General features: G+C 47.8%; 18 protein-coding genes, 2 other RNA genes and 1 pseudogene. 11 read left to right on the top strand and 10 right to left on the bottom strand.

Annotated features, from left to right (window positions below; translation table 11 throughout):
• Positions 1-46 precede the first annotated feature (46 nt).
• Genes ADA01nite_RS17905 through ADA01nite_RS17890 form a run of 4 tightly spaced genes read right to left on the bottom strand, consistent with a single transcriptional unit; the run spans position 47 to position 3,685 of the window.
• Positions 47-694, bottom strand: coding sequence for a nitroreductase family protein (locus ADA01nite_RS17905; protein ID WP_146811793.1), 648 nt, complete (start codon positions 692-694; stop codon positions 47-49).
• Between the two features lie 52 nt (positions 695-746).
• Complete coding sequence (locus tag ADA01nite_RS17900; RefSeq protein ID WP_146811792.1) at positions 747-1,790, bottom strand: thiolase family protein; 1,044 nt, start codon at positions 1,788-1,790, stop codon at positions 747-749.
• Positions 1,783-3,135, bottom strand: a complete 1,353-nt coding sequence (locus ADA01nite_RS17895) for a class I adenylate-forming enzyme family protein (protein WP_146811791.1) — start codon at positions 3,133-3,135, stop codon at positions 1,783-1,785. Before ADA01nite_RS17895 ends, ADA01nite_RS17900 begins: the two co-directional genes overlap by 8 nt.
• Positions 3,125-3,685: a biotin transporter BioY gene (locus ADA01nite_RS17890; protein WP_146811790.1), complete on the bottom strand. Its 561-nt coding sequence runs from the start codon at positions 3,683-3,685 to the stop codon at positions 3,125-3,127. Before ADA01nite_RS17890 ends, ADA01nite_RS17895 begins: the two co-directional genes overlap by 11 nt.
• Positions 3,686-3,874: 189 nt before the next feature.
• Here ADA01nite_RS17890 and ADA01nite_RS17885 point away from each other — a divergent pair, with 189 nt between their 5' ends.
• Positions 3,875-4,492: an RraA family protein gene (locus ADA01nite_RS17885; protein ID WP_146811789.1), complete on the top strand. Its 618-nt coding sequence runs from the start codon at positions 3,875-3,877 to the stop codon at positions 4,490-4,492.
• Positions 4,493-4,657: 165 nt separating this feature from the next.
• Here the strand turns inward: ADA01nite_RS17885 and ADA01nite_RS17880 are convergent, their stop codons facing one another.
• From ADA01nite_RS17880 to ADA01nite_RS17860, 6 genes and pseudogenes are all read right to left on the bottom strand, one after another.
• Entirely contained in the window at positions 4,658-6,631 is a 1,974-nt protein-coding gene (locus tag ADA01nite_RS17880) for a methyl-accepting chemotaxis protein (RefSeq protein WP_146811788.1), read from the bottom strand.
• Positions 6,632-6,951: 320 nt separating this feature from the next.
• Complete coding sequence (locus tag ADA01nite_RS17875) at positions 6,952-7,815, bottom strand: SDR family oxidoreductase (protein WP_146811787.1); 864 nt, start codon at positions 7,813-7,815, stop codon at positions 6,952-6,954.
• A gap of 125 nt (positions 7,816-7,940) precedes the next feature.
• Positions 7,941-8,381, bottom strand: a complete 441-nt coding sequence (locus ADA01nite_RS17870; protein WP_146811785.1) for an Rrf2 family transcriptional regulator — start codon at positions 8,379-8,381, stop codon at positions 7,941-7,943.
• A gap of 50 nt (positions 8,382-8,431) precedes the next feature.
• Positions 8,432-8,554, bottom strand: coding sequence for a hypothetical protein (locus ADA01nite_RS22885; protein WP_281286038.1), 123 nt, complete (start codon positions 8,552-8,554; stop codon positions 8,432-8,434).
• An 83-nt stretch (positions 8,555-8,637) separates the two neighbouring features.
• Positions 8,638-8,937, bottom strand: a pseudogene (locus ADA01nite_RS17865) (acetone carboxylase subunit gamma); the annotation flags it as partial.
• Between the two features lie 648 nt (positions 8,938-9,585).
• Positions 9,586-10,203, bottom strand: a complete 618-nt coding sequence (locus tag ADA01nite_RS17860) for a helix-turn-helix domain-containing protein (protein ID WP_146811783.1) — start codon at positions 10,201-10,203, stop codon at positions 9,586-9,588.
• Between the two features lie 151 nt (positions 10,204-10,354).
• Here ADA01nite_RS17860 and ADA01nite_RS17855 point away from each other — a divergent pair, with 151 nt between their 5' ends.
• The 10 genes from ADA01nite_RS17855 (at position 10,355) to ADA01nite_RS17810 (ending at position 16,033) form a co-directional block, all read left to right on the top strand.
• Positions 10,355-10,582 carry a helix-turn-helix domain-containing protein gene (locus tag ADA01nite_RS17855; RefSeq protein WP_146811781.1) on the top strand — a complete coding sequence of 76 codons (228 nt, stop codon included), beginning with the start codon at positions 10,355-10,357 and terminating at the stop codon, positions 10,580-10,582.
• A 228-nt stretch (positions 10,583-10,810) separates the two neighbouring features.
• Positions 10,811-12,817 (top strand): TnsB C-terminal domain-containing protein, encoded by a 2,007-nt coding sequence (locus ADA01nite_RS17850; RefSeq protein WP_155615303.1) that lies wholly within the window; start codon positions 10,811-10,813, stop codon positions 12,815-12,817.
• On the top strand, positions 12,783-13,832 hold the full coding sequence (locus ADA01nite_RS17845; RefSeq protein WP_146811777.1) for an AAA family ATPase: 1,050 nt from the start codon (positions 12,783-12,785) through the stop codon (positions 13,830-13,832). Before ADA01nite_RS17850 ends, ADA01nite_RS17845 begins: the two co-directional genes overlap by 35 nt.
• A gap of 19 nt (positions 13,833-13,851) precedes the next feature.
• Positions 13,852-14,085: a hypothetical protein gene (locus ADA01nite_RS17840; RefSeq protein WP_146811775.1), complete on the top strand. Its 234-nt coding sequence runs from the start codon at positions 13,852-13,854 to the stop codon at positions 14,083-14,085.
• A 1-nt stretch (position 14,086) separates the two neighbouring features.
• An RNA gene (locus ADA01nite_RS17835) (hammerhead ribozyme type II) lies at positions 14,087-14,156 on the top strand.
• Positions 14,157-14,174: 18 nt separating this feature from the next.
• Positions 14,175-14,612: a helix-turn-helix domain-containing protein gene (locus tag ADA01nite_RS17830; RefSeq protein ID WP_155615304.1), complete on the top strand. Its 438-nt coding sequence runs from the start codon at positions 14,175-14,177 to the stop codon at positions 14,610-14,612.
• A 1-nt stretch (position 14,613) separates the two neighbouring features.
• Positions 14,614-14,683: hammerhead ribozyme type II (locus tag ADA01nite_RS17825), an RNA gene on the top strand.
• A 320-nt stretch (positions 14,684-15,003) separates the two neighbouring features.
• The gene (locus ADA01nite_RS22245) at positions 15,004-15,147 is read left to right on the top strand and encodes a hypothetical protein (protein ID WP_155615305.1); all 144 of its coding nucleotides are present in this window, start codon (positions 15,004-15,006) and stop codon (positions 15,145-15,147) included.
• Positions 15,125-15,550, top strand: a complete 426-nt coding sequence (locus ADA01nite_RS17815; RefSeq protein WP_146811768.1) for a regulatory protein GemA — start codon at positions 15,125-15,127, stop codon at positions 15,548-15,550. Before ADA01nite_RS22245 ends, ADA01nite_RS17815 begins: the two co-directional genes overlap by 23 nt.
• Positions 15,551-15,709: 159 nt before the next feature.
• Positions 15,710-16,033: a DUF6809 family protein gene (locus ADA01nite_RS17810; RefSeq protein ID WP_146811766.1), complete on the top strand. Its 324-nt coding sequence runs from the start codon at positions 15,710-15,712 to the stop codon at positions 16,031-16,033.
• The last annotated feature ends 3 nt before the right edge of the window (positions 16,034-16,036 follow it).

Raw genomic sequence — 16,036 nt, 5'->3', positions numbered from 1 at the left:
GATTTTCACAGAAAAAAACTATAAAGCAGTCCTCTCCTACAAGCAATTATGAAATAATATGCAAAATATCATCTATCTCCTTACGCGGCGGTTTAGCCGGGAGGTCGACCGGATATCCCAGTGCAATGACCATTGTAATCTGCTTATAGTCGGCAATATTCAGGTACTCCTTAAACCGATGTTTGGCGAAGAAGACCGGGGCCGTCATAGGACACGTCGCCAACCCTGCCGCATGCGCCGCCAGCATTAAGTTCTGCGACGCTAAACAACTGCTTTTGATGCCTTCTTCTTCATATACCGAATCCTCAATTAAACCCAATGGCGTAAAAATTTTTTCACGAAACTTTGAAGTATATGACGTGGCGAGACAAACGATTAAAACGGGGGCATCGGCAAAAGAAGCGGCATAGGGGCCGAATGACCGCAGCAGCATCCTGGCCTCCTTATGCATTCCCCTCTGCTTTGCCTCTTCAGCGATTGTGCGCAGCTCCTCCCACACCATGGCGGAGAGCTTCTCGATTTTCTCCTTGTTCATAATAGCGATAAATTCCCACGCTTGTGCGTTCGTATCACTCGGCGCATGCCTTGCACAGTCAATAATTTCTCTAATTTGTTCAATTTGGACGGCTTTGTCTTCAAATTTTCGAACACTGCGTCTCCCTAACATTACAGCTTTAAACTGCTCATAATCCATCGTCCGTCGTCCACCTTTATCCTATTTCAAAATACGCAGAGACAGCACGCCTCTATTCTATTCGTTCTTTTTTGACCAGCAGCGCAGAACCTAAACCGCCCGCTGCTGCGATAGCAGCCAGGCCATATTCGCCTTCCCGCAGCTCATAAAATAATTTTACAAGCAGGATCGCCCCGGATGCCCCATAGGGATGCCCGTACGCAAGTGCGCCCCCTGTTCGGTTTACGATAGAAAGGGGGATACCGGTCTCTCGAATTGTCGCTAACGTTTGGGAAGCAAACGCCTCATTAAAAGCGAACGCGGAGATATCCGATGGCCCCAGTCCGTTTCTCGATAGCGTTCGTTTAATCGCGTCAACTGCGCCAAGACCCAAAACATTGGGATCGCATGCACTTGTTTCGGCGTGAATGAGGTGAAGTCCTTCCGTAAAGCGGCGCTGCTTTGCATATTCGTCCGTTGTTACCAGCACCGCTGCCGCTCCGTCATTTTCCGGACAACTGTTGGCCGCCGTTATTGTACCGCAAATCGGACGTACTCTTCCCGCCAGGCGCTTCATATTGGACCGTGGGCATTCATCGCGTTCTTCACCCAAAATCTCATGGTGAACATTTGCCCTGCACGCTTTTTCATGGCTCCAGACTGCGAACGCATCCTGAACCCGCCGTGATAGACGATACAGTTTCGCTACGTTCTCAGCCGCCTCGATCATGCCCGGATTCCCGATGGATTCCGGTGAAAAACGGGCGCACGTCCGATCGGAAGCGCTCGTACTTTCCGTTCCTCCGGCAAGCAGCGCTCTCCCACCACCGGCCTGAATGGTTCGCATGGCCAATATAACCGCATCCAGCCCGGATGAGCATTGGCGATTCACCGTAATTCCCGGCACATGCAGGGGAAGCCCCGCTTGAAGCAAAGCAAGACGTGCCACATTTCCCTTTCCCACAGCGTTACCAAGGATAACTTCATCGATTTGCTGCCCCCGGGCCAGATAACGAAGCAACGGTGCCGCAAGCTCCTCGGCTGTCCGCTCCCGATACATTCCGTCTACCTTACCGATGGCACTTCGCTTTGCCGCAACAATAACTGCTTTATGCATGAAGTGCCTCCCTGAGTGCCGTCCTTGATAGTTTACCGTTTTCCGTACGGGGAAAGTCGTTGACCGTGATGATACGCCGGACGTATTGCCCGTGTGTCAAAGACATACGAAGTTGCTTGCGAAGAGCCGATTTAATCTCCGGTGTGCATTCCGCCTCCAGAAGAACAAGAACGGCTTCCTGTCCGTATCTATCATGCGGTACACCTATGGCTGCCGCTTCAGTAATGCCTGGAAAAGCAAGAGCAATCGCTTCGATTTCACGCGGATACATTTTCACCCCGCGGCAGATAATTTTGTCCTCTTTGCGTCCGGTTAAAAATAAGTATCCATCGTCGTCAAGATATCCGTAATCCTCGGTTGTAAACGTACGAAGATCCGATCTTCCTTCTGCCACATACCCACTGAAAAGGAGCGGGCTTGTTATCTGAAGCAAACCAACTTCTCCATTCGGCAGTGTATTCCCCGCTTCATCGACAATGCGACATTCGACTCCCGGCAGTACCCGTCCAACCGAGCCGTCCCGTCCGTTTCGCATAGAATGTGCCGCAATAAAGCTCGCTTCAGATGAGCCGTAAAACTCGATGAACTCGGCATCCGTTTTGCTGCACAGCGCCTTCCGCAGGGAATCCGGGCAGCGATCGCCGCCACAAATAATTGCGGCCAACCGGATTTTTTCCGGCAGCCGTGCAAGCATGGACGGGACAGCATAAAGCACGGCATCAGCACTGTAGACACTGCGATTCGTCAATTGTTCGGGTGATAGAAGCTGAACGGTTTTTCCCCGGTACAATGCGTGAAGCGCTCCATAAAGAAAAAGGGAGCTCTCAAGCGGTCCCGGAATAAGTACCGTTTGCACTCTTGCCCAATCAATCATCGCATCGCTTAACCGAAAGCTTTGCTTCCAGGAATTCCATGTTCGCATAAACCCTTTCGGTGTACCCGTTGTTCCCGAGGTAAATCCGATATAAAACAAATCTTCATCTTTTGGCAGTGCGGTATGTACTCGTCCCTCTGCTACATCACCGGGATGAAGGCAGGTCACATCAGCCAGCGGCCTATCTGCGAAACAAAGAGCAGGTTTTGTAATGCGGACCATCTCCGTTAATCGTTGCATGGGCCACTCGTAAAAAGGCATGGCGATCGCACCGATATGGTTGGCCGCCAAAAAGCAGGCCAACAGCTCGGCTCTGTCGCGAAGCAGAAGTGCCACGCGATCGCCATGCCTTACATTGTGTGCAACCAGTGCGGCAGCCAGCGCATCAATCCTCTGCTGCAGCTGTTCATAGGTGTACTCCCGCACTCCTTTGATAGCTGTGGTCTGCCCGCTGTATTGCCTAAGCCGCATGCCGTCTTTGTCTTTCCTTTACGAAAGGTACGTTGGCCATTTTGCTGATGAAAAGGGAAGCTGCCACTGCTTTTATAGCGTCTCCCGGAAGGAAAACTACGTTCTGCGCAAGCGCCGCCAAAAACGGTGTTTTCATAGTAATCATCAAACCTAATGAACCCATAAGATACACAAAACCGATCCCGAACAAAACGGATGATAAAAGGGCTGTCGCAAAGACCGGAAACACTCGAATTTTATCAATGGAATAACCAATGAGAAAAGCAGCAAAAGGCCAGCTAAATAAATACCCTGCAGACGGTCCGACAAATACAGACCAACCGCCGCGGCCCCCTGATAATAGCGGAGCGCCGGCCGCTACCAGCAACAGAAAAACAACGACACTTAAAAAACCTCTGCGTGCGCCCAACAGGCCGCCAATCGCCATAATGGCCATAGATTGAAGGGTAATAGGGACACCGCTTCCCCCCAGTTGAATGCCCGGTACGATGCCAAGTGCCGCAATGATAGCAGCTCCCATGGCAATAAATGCAATCGATTTCGTTTTCATGCGTTTCCTCCTATTGTATGTAAACTTACAATAATAAAAAGTTAACACATAAAACAAAATGTCGCAATATAGCGAATTCGATTGAATTTTCATATTAGAAAAAATTTAATATAATCTATTTGTTAGCGGTTCAACATTAATGGATAAAAAACAGAAGCTATTTAAATTTTAGAATGAGGAGGAATTACTATGGAGGAGATTATAGCCCGGTTTAAGGAAGTACCGACTACATGCATTTCCGATGCAATGCAAGGACTTAACAACCTGGATTCAACCATTAAGCCTTTGAAAGAGGCTTATACAGTTGCCGGAAGAGCGTTAACGGTAAAAATACCGGTAGGAGACAACTCTGCCGTTTTAAAAGCGATCAGAGAAGCAAAAATAGGAGATGTTTTAGTCGTTGACGCCAAGGGCGATTTATATCGCGCAATCGCCGGTGACTTTGTTGTAGGGATGGCAAAAACCATGGGAATTGAGGGAATCGTGGTCGATGGTGTCATTCGGGATATTACGGGGATTAAAGATTTAAATTTTCCCGTATTTTGCAAAGGCACAACTGTTGCGGCGAGCGGCAAAGCCGGTGTAGGTGAAATCAACGTACCTATCTCTTGCGGCGGAGTAACCGTTCGTCCCGGAGATATCATTATAGGGGATGCAGACGGCGTTGTGGTGGTTCCAAAAGAAATCGAACAAGATGTTTTGAAAAAAGCGCAGGAAAAAATGAAGACGGATCAGGCGCGGGAAGAAAGTATTCTAGTAAATCGGGAGACAGTAATCAACTATCTGGACAGTATCTTATCAAAGTGATGCCTGCTTCTGGATAAAACCACCATGGCCGATGAGCCACAAGCCCTGCCATGAAAATTGCGGGAAGACCAACTGACTTTTGAGGTACAAAGGAAAAGAGAGGAAAGAATGGGGAGAGGATTTTTTCAATATTGAAGTAAAAAACGAGGCACACGGCCTCGTTTTTTACTTCAATTTAAATGTAGAAGCTGCATGCTGTAATTCTTCTGCCATACGAGATAACGTCGCTGCAGAAGACGTTATCTCCTCCATGGATGCCAGCTGTTCTTCCGTGGCTGCTGATCCTTCCTGCACGCCACTCCGGTTCATTTCAGCAATTTGCTGGATGACATGCACCGCTTCTGCTATTTGTTCCGCTCCGGCGGCCACCTGATGTGCCGCAGAAGAGACTTCGGCAATTTGCTGTGCCACTTCATAAACGAATCCTTGAATTTCTTCGAAGGAATGCCCGGCCCCTCGTACAGCCTCGATTCCTTCCTCCACCTCTTTCGTTCCTTCTTCCATCGTATCTACGGCCTGCTTTATCTCCTGTTGAATGGTATAAATCAGCTCCGTGATTCGACCGGCAGAAGCGGCAGACTGTTCAGCCAGCTTACGAACTTCATCTGCTACCACCGCAAATCCGCGACCATTCTCACCGGCACGTGCTGCTTCAATAGCAGCATTTAGGGCGAGGAGGTTAGTTTGTTCGGCAATTCCAGTAATGACTTGCACAATTTGATCGATTTCTCCCGATCGTTCTTCCAGATTTTTCATTGTACTTTCCATATGCAAAACAGTACCATGAATCGTATTCATTTGATGTACCGTGCTTTGAATCGCCTCATTCCCCTCGTATGCCCGCGCGGAAGCATGTTCCGCCACGGTTGAAACACGAGCTGCCTGATCGGCGATACCATGAATCTGTTCAGACATCACATCCATCGTTGTCGACGTTGTTTCCACGCTATGCGCCTGTTTTTCAGCTCCATTTGCTACCTCTTGAATGACGGAAGCAATTTGAGCACTGGCCTTCTCTGTTTGCTCGGCACTGGCCGTCAGTTGTTCAGACGAAGCAGCTAATTGCTCTGACTTCTCCTGAACATTTTGCACAATATTATGCAATTTTTCACTCATTTTGTTAAACTCTACCGCCAGTGCTCCCAATTCGTCTCGGGACGTCACCTGAACACGCTTCGTCAAATCCCCTTCACTGATGCTGCGTGCAACATTCGCAAATACAAGCAAGCGTCTCACAAGGGAACGAATCACAAAGAAATTTTGCACCGACGCAAACACAATGGCCAGCACCGTTACCCAGATCGTCACATTTAAAATCGGGCGCGCCGCCGCTTTCGGTTCATCCACGTACATCGTACCGGCCAGCTTCCACCCTGTTATCTTGTTAGTAGTAAAAAACATCTTTTTCTGTTTACCTTCAAATTCGTAATCAAATTCCCCGGATTGTTCCGTATACATCTTCTTTGACTGCTCTGTATTCGTTTGCTCACCTATCTTCGCCGTCGGATGGACAATATAGTGACGATTCTTGTCCAATAAATAGGCATAGCCTTCATTTCCAATCTTTACTTCAGCTATCTGCCCGGCCAAATCTTTCAGGCTCATATCCACGGCCACTACATCGCCTCCGCCCTCCAAAGCGCGGGCCAGCGTAATCACCATCTCTTTCGAGCCGCTATCCAGATACGGCTCTGTCATAATAATACTGCCGCCCGCTTTTATAGCTTCCCGGTACCATCCGCTTTCTAACGGATTATAGCCGGGCTTTATTTGTTGAATAGGGGCAATTCGCATTTTCCCATCTGACGTTACGACATACACGTTTTTCAATTCAGGATACAGACCTAAAAACCGGCTTAATTGTGACTGGATGCGGGCATCTGTTCCTTGATGGCTCAACTGATCATTCATTTGTTCTGCCAGCAATTCTACACTTTTCTTTTCATCCTCAATATATTTCGTAATCAAACGATCTAAAAACACCACGTTTTTTCGAGCATTTTGCAAAATTTCTTCTTCCATCCGTTTCTCTGCTGTCTTGTACGAAATAATACCTAATAATAACGTCGCAAACAGCACGCTTGTTGTAAATGCTAATACAAGTCTCCATTTAATATTGAGCTGCATTCTCTGCTTCATATTGATTTTTTCTACTCCTCCCGAAACTTTAATAGTATCTCAACATTTGCCGGGGTAGATGGGACAAGGATTCTCTTGAACCTGCCCCCATTTCTTATGGTTCTTATCAAGAATTCCTTATCCAGCAACTCAATCCCGACATATAGTCCCATAGTCTTATTCCACAATCCAACCAGAAAACCCTTTTTTTAACACAAACTTTTCAATAATTATACACTATCCCAACAGCGCCTATCTGTCACAATAAAAAACAGGCCGCATTACGGATATGCCGTTTGGCGACCTGTTTTTCTTCAGATTTATTGCGTTAAGCTAACTCCTCACCCCTGCAAAACTTGTCTTACTGTTTCTTTAAGGAGTGTCGGGGAACCGATAAGCTTCTGTAAATCATCTGTCGTTTTGGACGTTTCCCCTTCTGAAACTGCGTTATAAATAACCGCTGTAAGTACGGCAAAGGGCTCAGGAACACCCGCGTTTACGAGAATATTTCTCTCCTCTTCAAAAGAAACGGACTGGTGCACGACTTTTTTACCAGAAACCTCTGAAAGGATTTGAGCCAAATCGTCAAAACTCCAGGTTTGATTGGAAACAAGGTTATACGTCTTGTTTTCATGTCCTTCCCCTGTAAGAACCGTCGCGGCAGCCAGGGCAAGATCGCTGCGGGTCACCGAATTTATTCTTCCACTTCCTGTATTGGTAACTACCGCTCCATGCTCTACGGATGCGCCCAGAGCCGGATTCACAAAGACTTCCGTATACAAAGCGTTACGCAGGAAAGTATAAGGAATGTTAGTGGTACGAATTGAATATTCCGTAGCTAAATGGACATGAGCAAGGGGTAATTTTGACTCCTCAGCAAAAGCATATCCGGTATATGCGATATGTTTTACCCCTGCATCTCTGGCTGCTTTTACGACATTCGCATGTTGAACTATACGCAGCGTATCATCAGCATCCGGACTTGAGATAAAAAGCAGCCTGGAGGCACCAGCAAAAGCTTTATGAAGAGATTCCGGATCAAGATAATCGCCATGACGAACTTCAACTCCGAGATCGGTAAGAGCAGAGGCTTTTTCGACATTGCGGGCAATCGCAATGATTTGACCCGCGGGCACCTTTTTTAGCAGATGTTCAATAACAAGACCTCCGAGTTGACCTGTAGCACCAGTAACAACAATAGACATAGAAATTCCCTTCCCTTCTCCCAGACAATTTTCAAGAGGGTGAGAGTATAACCTAACTGGTTACAACACATGGTAAAAACATGATATCAGTATAACCAAATTGGTTACAACAAACCTGAAAAAAATCAGCTCTTAGACGAGCTAATTTTCTCACTCAGTTCAGTTACTAACTGCTCCAGCGTAACTTGAGCTAATACCTGTTCCATCGCAGACTGGGCTTGAAGCAAAACCAATCGAAAAACTGATTCGATATTGGCTCCAACCGGACATTCCGGATTCACATGGTCATGGAATTTGAAAAGTTCATCTTCCTCGACAACTTCAACAGCTCGATACACATCAAACAGGGTGATTTCTTCCAAATCCTTCTGGAGGTATGCTCCACCAACTCCAGCTCGCACATTCACCAATCCAGCCTTTTTTAGCTTCGCAATGATTCTCCGGATAATCACCGGATTGGTCTTTACACTTTCTGCTATCCATTCTGAAGTACAGTGTGTTTTACTTACTGCTATCAAAGACAGGATATGGACTGCGATGGAAAAGCGACTGCTGATTTTTTTCATATGCTTCACCTTCTTGCTGTAACCATTATAGTTTCGGCAGTCTTGTTAAGTCAACCTTCGTTTTTATGCAACGCCAGTGATTCAGTTTCATCCTCCAGTTCGGTTTCAATTTCTTCGCTATTCATGATTCTGGTTATTTCATAAGCTCCGTGTTGTAAGAAAATAAATGCCATTTCATATTCCTCCGTTTTAGATTACGACTCATTGTAGTTTAAGATAACAGCGACGGTCTTGCAGAAGACCGTCGCTGTTATCTTTATTTAATTCCCGCTGGCTCTGGAACAGGCTGGCCCAGCCATTCTTCATAAAACGCATCAATATCCGGTTCAAAATCCATAATCACAGGATAGAATGGAGTTACCGCTTCAACTTCTAGCTGGGTACCACATCCTGGACAATAATATTCACGAATGACCTGCCAGTTTGGATCAGGAGCCAAATATTTCGGATATAATTCCTCCATCTTTGCTTCCGTATCTCTTACATATACTAAAGCATTGAGCTTCCAATTTTGTTTGTAATGTCCGAACTCATGTCCACAATCACACTTCGTAACTGTGACATCTCACTGATTACTTAAAATACATAAACCCAATTTTTAACCGTTACTACCCGTTATTACTCGTTATTCAACGTTCGGAAACCCAATAAAATCAAGGAAAAGTGAGAGTGTGAGTGTGTTCAGTGTGGAGAGAGGATTCCTGATGGAGTGAGACGAAATTTCGGTGGCTCATCCTCTTTTTGATGGGTGAACGCTGGTAGTGGCACGACCGTCAACCCGCGCGGCGCAAAAGTGTTAGAAACCGCGTTACTACTGGTATTACGAGTGTTACAACCCTATGCAACATGGTCGAATCAGGCCGTTTTTACTTCGATTCTATCGTCCTATTTACGCAACTTATTTTCGCAACCGCACTTATTTTCGCAACTTGACCCAAAAGCCACGCCGCTACTGGGTTTTTTGCCATTTTCGCGCCGCACGACCTCGGATATTTTCGCAATCGCACACAGAGGCCTCTTCTATGGGTTTGCAGCGGTTTCCTACAGTCTGGAAACATCCCATAGGGTTGTTCAGTTTTCCAGTACGACAAAAGCAATGTGTCTAGCCCGCCATGTACTTTGAGGCATATCTTACTCATGAAATTGTACAGCATCCTAGAATTTGATAACTTTCAATTAGTCGATTTATTTTGGAATCCATACATCATAATTGCTCGATTTTATCGAGACATTCCGCTATCTCAGCTTTATACCTTTTCACAATATTATCATGCCTCCCTCCCTTGTTATCTTTACTATGGGGCTGAGTGGTTAGGTATTCCGTAAACTGTGAAAGCCCCCTCATCACACGGTCAATTAGATAGAGATAATCAAATTGTTTATCCCCCAAATGTTCTTTGTGGCTGAGAATTTGGATCAGCGAGTGCTGCGAATCTCTCATCAAAAGAACTTGTTCGTGAGGTGATCGCTTTTCCAAGGGATTGTAAACTTCGTTTTGATAGTAGGCAGCAAGCAAATCCTCTTTCAAGTCCTCTTGTTCTTTCTTGATTTCCTGCTCGAATTGTTCTTTCTCGTCCCCAGTCAAAAAATCAAGAGAGCGCCTTTCTGCCTCTGCTTTTCCTTTCCCCGTCCTGAGCCATTCTTCATTGATGCTATATTCGATGGCAATTAAACGAATCAGTGAGTCGGATGGAACATCATGTCCTTTCTCGATATTGGAAATGTGGGCATTAGATACTCTTAGCTTCTCGCCGAACTGCTTTTGAGTTAATTTGAGTCTTTTCCTAATTGTGAGAACACGCTCTCCTATGGTGGTATGCATCAAACGACCTCCAAAATACAGAATCCATACTTTTCATGCAAAAAAAGAGAGAAAACACTTGATTATTATGGATTCCATAATTATAATTTAAGTATCAAGTTAAATTATACACTAAAATCTAAGTAAATAAACATGGTTTGGAGGTGAGTGGATGGCAAATTCGAACAATTCAGAACTTGGTTTAGAAATTCGGAAACATCTCTACCGCATAGGTAAATCTCAAAAGTGGCTTGCGGAAGAAACGGGTTTTTCCACTGTTCATGTTTCAGCTGTTATCAATGGCAGGGCAAAGCCTTCACCAGAGTTTTTGTATAAAGTTTGCCAAGCCTTAAACACGGACATCGAACCGTTCATCAAAATTATGTTCAAAGTAATTTAAGATGAAAAAGACCATTTGCCCCCATAAGAACTTCACGAAAAGATACAAGCGACCTCGCAAGTCTCCTCAGCTGCCGATCAGGCAGCGACAGCATGTGTCAGTCAAGCGCACGCTCCCACTGGCTGGCCATCTGTTGGCAGTAAGGCATTAACAAAGATGAACGTTGAGAACGGGAATGAAGCCGGGATAGGCAAGAAACAGAGGCACGAACGAAAGGGGGGGATACTGTTGGAAGTAAGATTGACCGTAGCGGAAACAGCTGCACTGCTTGAAATTACCGAACAAGCCGTACGCAAACAGATCAAGGAAGGAGTTATCAAAGCTAGCATAGCGTCGTCGACTAGTAGAGGTCGTCCCGGATATGAGATCTCATTGACCTCCCTCCCGATCGAGGCGCAACGCAAATATTGGACAAGCAACGAAGTGGTGGCAGCTACTGAAGAGAGTCCAAGCGAAAAGGAACCGGATTTATCCGCTGGTATAACCTATTCGTTGGCCGAACTGGAGAATGCCGTAGGTAAGGAACGCTTTCAGGAAATGCTGGCCGCAGCGGAGCGCCGAATTGAGATTATCGAACGGGCGGCGAACCCGCCGAGCGGGATGGGGAAAACAGAATGGGTGAAGCATCTGGCTGATGTGTATGGCCGAAGCGTGGTTTCCATTTATGGCGATGCGAAAAAATTTGAAGAGTTTGGAGTAGTAGGACTCATGCGAAAATCGCGTCTCCTGACACAGGGGCCGCAGCGAACGTCAATCCCGTTTGAAGTCGAGCGTTTCATCAGAGCATCCTATCTGGATCGCAAGAAACGGAAACCAGCCAAAGTGCGGAAGTTGCTGGAAGCCTATTGTGAGACAAACGGTTACGATATGCCGTCCAGAGCGAGCGTGTACCGCTACCTGAAGGACATGGAAACCTACGAACCTGATCTGTGCTGCTTGGCACGCGAAGGCCCGGAAGCGTACATGAAGAAGTTCGCGGAGAAGGCAACCCGTAAGGAACCGGACTATGTGAATCAGGTCTGGATGGGCGACCATCACAAGCTGGACATGTTCATCTCACATGGAGGACGAGCAATCCGGCCGTGGCTCACCGTCTGGTTCGACGTATGCAGCCGTGTGGTGGTGGGATGGTGCCTATCGACTAGCGCAAACGGGCGGACAATTGCCCTGGCATTGCGTCACGCGATGCTGCCCAAGAAGGTGCTAACTAAGGATGAAGACGGAAACGAGGTTGAGGAAACGCTGGAGATCGGCGGCATCCCTGCTATGCTGTACATCGACAACGGCGAAGACTACAAAGCCCAAGTCAAGGCGGGCAAGAAGCACGAGGATTGGGAACTTTCGCGAGAGACGCGCGGCATCTGCGCTCAATTCGACATTAAAGTGCAGTTCGCTACGCCGTACCATCCGCAAGCGAAGGCCCATGTTGAACGCTGGTTTCGTACCTTCACCGAGCAATTCACAAGGGAACAACCGGGCTGGTGCGGCGCAAACCCTGATGAGCGCCCGGAAGGATTCGACGAGAAAAAGGAGCATGAGCAAGGCAAGCTGAAGACGCTGGACGAGGTATCGGAGGAAATAGAAGCCTATCTGTATGAATATCACACAACCAAACATGAAGGCATACATACAGAGCCGCTTCACAAGCATTTTTCAACGCCAAAGATTCGTGAGGGCTGGCCGGACGAACGGGCACTCGACATTTGCCTGATGGATGTGGAGAGCGCGGCGGTAACGGGCAGCGGTATCAAGCGCTTCAGTACGCGCGGTAAACCGCGCTGGTTCATGCACCCGGAGCTACCGGCATTCGCTGGGCAAAAGGTCATCATCAAGTACGATCCGAACCGGATCGGCGAACTGCTGGTTTTCCACCCGAAAACCAAAAAGTACATGTTCACGGCGACCAATAAGGAGCTTCTGGCATTCGACGCCAGCAAAGAGGATATTCAAGAGTTGCATAAGCGTCGCGCCAATCGTCGGAAAGTCGTCAAGCAACTTATCCAAGACGCGAAAACTATATTGCTGGAGGATGTAGTCGAAGAGCGAAAGGCCGCAGGCACGCAGCGTAAGATCGGCAAAACGGGCAATGTGAAAAAAGGCGTGCGGGCTGCTGTTGGCACTGAACAAGTGGTTAAGCGGCGCGAGGAAGAAAGTAAAGCAAGCAAAATGACGAAGCCTGTCAAGACGTTAAACGCATTGGATGAATACATCCTGCGTGAAGGAACTGAAGGATAAACCACCAATAATGAAGGAGGCGAACCAAATGGCAATGCCGCAATTGGTTCAACGTGAGGAGTGGTCGAAAGAACGAACCCTCCTCCATCGGTACATCAAGGAGGAGGGCGGAACAGCCAAAGATGTAGCTCGGGTACTTGGCAGGTCTCAGAGCCTCATCTCCCTCTATATTAACGGAAAATGCAATGAAAGTGAAGAACTGCGCGAGAAGGTTCATGCATTTTTGCAAAGCCGGGGCATGGTTGAACGGCCCCAAGTGAAAGAGGTCGTCACCGACGCCGATTTTGTCACAAGCATTGATGAACTGCCTTTCATTGAAACAAACGATGTCAAGCGCATTCGGTACGTGCTCAAAAAAGCAGCATCCAAGAAAAAATTCGGTATCATCGCCGGGAATCCCGGACTGGGCAAAACCGAAGCGCTGAAAGCCTATATGAAAGCCAATCCGGGCACGTCCCTGTACATCCGGTGCAAAACTACGCACACCATTAAAAGCTTGCTGGAAACGATAGCCGACGCGCTCGGCCTGTCGGACAAAGGAACGTCCAGCCGATTGCAGCGGCGAATTGAAAAGCAGTTGAAGCAAACGCCGCGCTTCCTGATCTTTGACGAAGCCGATCTGCTAAAAACTGCTGAAAAATACGAAGTGCTACGCGACATCTACGATGAGGTCGGTTGCATCGGTATCGCGTTGTGCGGGAATTTCGCGCTGGCGGAAACTCTGATTGATCTGGCAGACATGCGCCCGGAGTTGAAGCGTTTAGCCGACCGCGCTCCGTATCATCAGCGCCTGCAAGGCCCTTCACGCGAGGAAGTCGAGCAATTGCTTGAACGGGTAAATCTGACTCCCGCAGCGCGTAAATTGATGATTCATATTGCCATGAACCCACGTAAAGGCGGGTTGCGGAATTGCATGGAAATCCTTGATGTGCTGCTGGACATAACGGAGGGCCGCGCCATCACCGAGGATATGGTCATGCAGATTGGTCAAATCAACTTGACGGCGAACGCCTAATGACGGAGGGGAATCGGATATGGAAATGAAGTGTGTTCGGGAACGCATCGTTCGGCATGTTGGGGACATCTTGCAATCGCCAAGCATCTTCCGGCTCATGCATGAGGAATACTTGGCTGAAGGCTATACCGCTGATCTGCTGCCCGGCTGCGTCATTCTGCGACTGGAGGACGGTGAAATTCACTTCGCTTGGAAGAACGGTATGATTGTAGAGCGAGTATACTCCTACCGTGCGCAGCAGCACGCTGGATAAACGTCGAAACGCTCCAGATCGGGAGCGTCGCGGAGGGACTGACCGCCCCCGCCTGATGATGACAGGTCAAGAATAGGAGACGATGGATATTGGAAACATTCGCGAGTTATTTGAAGTTTCACAGGAAAGCCAAAGGGTTGACGTACGATCAACTGGCGGTAAAGGTTCCGATCTCTGCCGAGGTACTGGAAAGCTATGAAAAAGGAGAACGCATGCCCACCGTCCCGGACTGGCTCATGCTGCAACGCTTCTTCGACGAACTGAGCCCGAAGGAAGAAATCGTTTTAATGACTGAGCTTTTGATGAGGCAGCAAAAACTGATCGTGGATTTTGTCGCCATTTCTCACATTAATCCAAACCCGGAAATCCAGCGTGCGATTTATGAAATTGCGGATGTATTGTCGGAATCAACCATTGATGAAGATTGCGCAGACGATCAAACGATGTACCGTGATTTGCACAAAAAGGTTATGGCAGCCATGAAGCCTTATCAAATCCTTTTGGACGGACTCCGTGTCACCACGTAAATGCCGAAACGCTCCTGTTCTGGAGCGTCGCGGGGTGATTGGCCTCCCCCGCCTGATGATGGCAGGCCAGAAAGGAAGGTGAATAGTCATGGACAAGAAAAAAGCCGCAGCGCACCGACTCACAGGAACGACATCCTGCACGCCTCGTGTACAACGCTACGACAAAGAGAAAAATCAGACTACAAATAGTTTACCGCTTTTTAGAGGGAACTTCAACCCGTCCAGACTCGGGCGGGAGCGTTCCTTATATTCTCGCCTCCTCCCCGCCCTATCGCCTCGTTTCGTGCATAGGTTTGGGAAGCTTGTGGGCGGCGCTGTGTGCTTGTCGATCTTGTCCGTATCCAACCAGGCGGAACGAACCTACCACAAGACGGAAGGAGAATAATTCAATATGGCTGACAATTCGTCATTATTTGACATGCGCGAGCTTTTCGCCATGCTGTTCAGCGCCGATTCGTCGGAAAGAGCCGAATGGCTGGAGCGAATCACGCCAGCAGAATTGGAGTGGTACTATGAGCAGCAATACATCCACTAAGACCCCGCCGCAGCTTCTGAAAAAGATATGGGCGCTGGCAAAGGAAGTCGGGATGGATGAAGACATGGTGCGCGTCATAGCCAAGCGGGTAACAGGACAAGCAAGACTATCGGGATTGAGCAAGGAACAAGCTTGCGCCGTGATCGACGCCATGAACGAAGCGGCTGGTAAAAAGAAACCGAAGCCAACCCAACGCGAATTTCGGATGACTGATGCCCAGCGGCGAAAGATTGAACAACTCGTTTACGAATTGGGCTGGGCAGACGATCCTGACCATCTGAGGAAATTTATTAAGAAATATTACAAGATCGACCATATGGATTGGCTGACTAAACGGCTGGCTTCTAATTTAATCGAATCTCTTAAAAATGTACTGGCTCGGCACCAAAATAAACTAGGCTGACAGAAACGCCATCTGCGCCCCTTATTATCCGGGCGGGTATAAAACCATTCATCCGTTCGTAGAGGGCCGTTATCACGCGTTATAACGCGGTTTCTGAACGTATGGGCCGGATGGTCAAGCATATTAGCTGAATTGAACGGGGAAAGGAGATATTTTCGCATGGAAACGGCAATGGAATTTTTCAGCAAACAAAAGGCGGATATCTTGATCGCGATTTGCAATCACATCGAGCAGCGGCTACTGGCCGAAGCCTCCTATCAAGCTTTGAAGAAAAATTTTGGTCAGACTTACGATAGGATTGAGGCTGCGCTGCCAGCAGACCAAAAGCATCTTTTGGAAGAGTTGTATGTGGCCGAAACGGGAATCGATGACTTATTCAAAGAAGCGCTGTTTCTACGTGGTATGCAATATGGCGCAAATTTGGCGGCGTTGCTTCGTTTTCCGGCGGATGACTCGAACTATCTACACATTGAAAGGGCGTGAGAG

Origin of the sequence: Aneurinibacillus danicus (assembly GCF_007991215.1) — a bacterium.
Classification (GTDB): Bacteria; Bacillota; Bacilli; order Aneurinibacillales; family Aneurinibacillaceae; genus Aneurinibacillus; species Aneurinibacillus danicus.
The sequence above is the reverse complement of the archived record's forward strand: the minus strand, read 5'-3'. Positions and strand labels throughout refer to the sequence as shown.

Coding starts and splice junctions, on each gene's coding strand:
- ADA01nite_RS17840 (WP_146811775.1), top strand. CDS start 13,852: ATGGAAATGAAGTGTGTTCGGGAACGCATCGTTCGGCATGTTGGGGAC.
- ADA01nite_RS22245 (WP_155615305.1), top strand. CDS start 15,004: ATGGCTGACAATTCGTCATTATTTGACATGCGCGAGCTTTTCGCCATG.
- ADA01nite_RS17855 (WP_146811781.1), top strand. CDS start 10,355: ATGGCAAATTCGAACAATTCAGAACTTGGTTTAGAAATTCGGAAACAT.
- ADA01nite_RS17870 (WP_146811785.1), bottom strand. CDS start 8,381: ATGAAAAAAATCAGCAGTCGCTTTTCCATCGCAGTCCATATCCTGTCT.
- ADA01nite_RS17810 (WP_146811766.1), top strand. CDS start 15,710: ATGGAAACGGCAATGGAATTTTTCAGCAAACAAAAGGCGGATATCTTG.
- ADA01nite_RS17845 (WP_146811777.1), top strand. CDS start 12,783: ATGAATACATCCTGCGTGAAGGAACTGAAGGATAAACCACCAATAATG.
- ADA01nite_RS17905 (WP_146811793.1), bottom strand. CDS start 694: ATGGATTATGAGCAGTTTAAAGCTGTAATGTTAGGGAGACGCAGTGTT.
- ADA01nite_RS17895 (WP_146811791.1), bottom strand. CDS start 3,135: ATGCGGCTTAGGCAATACAGCGGGCAGACCACAGCTATCAAAGGAGTG.
- ADA01nite_RS17880 (WP_146811788.1), bottom strand. CDS start 6,631: ATGAAGCAGAGAATGCAGCTCAATATTAAATGGAGACTTGTATTAGCA.
- ADA01nite_RS17900 (WP_146811792.1), bottom strand. CDS start 1,790: ATGCATAAAGCAGTTATTGTTGCGGCAAAGCGAAGTGCCATCGGTAAG.
- ADA01nite_RS22885 (WP_281286038.1), bottom strand. CDS start 8,554: ATGGCATTTATTTTCTTACAACACGGAGCTTATGAAATAACCAGAATC.
- ADA01nite_RS17815 (WP_146811768.1), top strand. CDS start 15,125: ATGAGCAGCAATACATCCACTAAGACCCCGCCGCAGCTTCTGAAAAAG.
- ADA01nite_RS17885 (WP_146811789.1), top strand. CDS start 3,875: ATGGAGGAGATTATAGCCCGGTTTAAGGAAGTACCGACTACATGCATT.
- ADA01nite_RS17890 (WP_146811790.1), bottom strand. CDS start 3,685: ATGAAAACGAAATCGATTGCATTTATTGCCATGGGAGCTGCTATCATT.
- ADA01nite_RS17875 (WP_146811787.1), bottom strand. CDS start 7,815: ATGTCTATTGTTGTTACTGGTGCTACAGGTCAACTCGGAGGTCTTGTT.
- ADA01nite_RS17860 (WP_146811783.1), bottom strand. CDS start 10,203: ATGCATACCACCATAGGAGAGCGTGTTCTCACAATTAGGAAAAGACTC.